The following is a 684-nucleotide window of genomic DNA, read 5'->3' as shown; positions in this document are numbered from 1 at the left end:
TGAACCGCTCCCCTCATTTTTTTCAATAATATAAGACATTCCGTCAGAAAGCTTCGTCATCTTTCCGAGGAACAAACTTCCCTTGGCTACAAACATGGCGTTGTTAATTTCTCCGTTCATAATCATGTCGCGGGCATGACCCATGAATGGAATGGCCGCTGCAATATGACCTTGCGTTGGAGAGAATCCTACCATCCCATGCTTTTCTTCAAAATCGTTCATGTTCGCTTTTTCCAGCTCCCCGCCCAGTACGGCCATAGCCGCTAAGGTGCGATAGTTGGTTTTCGGCACATTGCCGTTGCCGTTCGGTTCCGTTACTTCAGGATTATGCATTTCCACGGAATACTTATCGATATCCAGGATACTTCGACCAATCCTTTTCAACGGCTTTACAACAAGTGAGTTATAGATTTGCTGAGCGGAAGAGCCTGCGGAAATTTCATGCTTGCCTACAGCATCCAAGCGAACGACAGGACTTACTCCATCATCCTTCCCAATCAATATGGCAATTGCGCCCATTTGATCCTCAATAATCGGCATGTCGTTTTTGAGGTGGCCAGCATATTTCATTCCCAGCTTTGCTAAGCATCCGCCGCCGATGACCACAATTTCATCATATAGGCCTGACTGGACGAGACCTGCAGCTACTACAACCGCGTGGGCCGGAGCGCAGCAGAAGGATTT

Annotated in this window: 1 protein-coding gene; it reads right to left on the bottom strand. The window is 47.7% G+C overall.

The features are described 5' to 3' along the window. On the bottom strand, positions 1-684 hold a 684-nt coding region (locus tag ABLT31_RS38835; RefSeq protein ID WP_367761065.1), incomplete at both ends, for a DUF5940 domain-containing protein.

The organism is Ammoniphilus soli (assembly GCF_040813775.1).
This window is presented reverse-complemented; position numbering and strand designations above follow the sequence as displayed.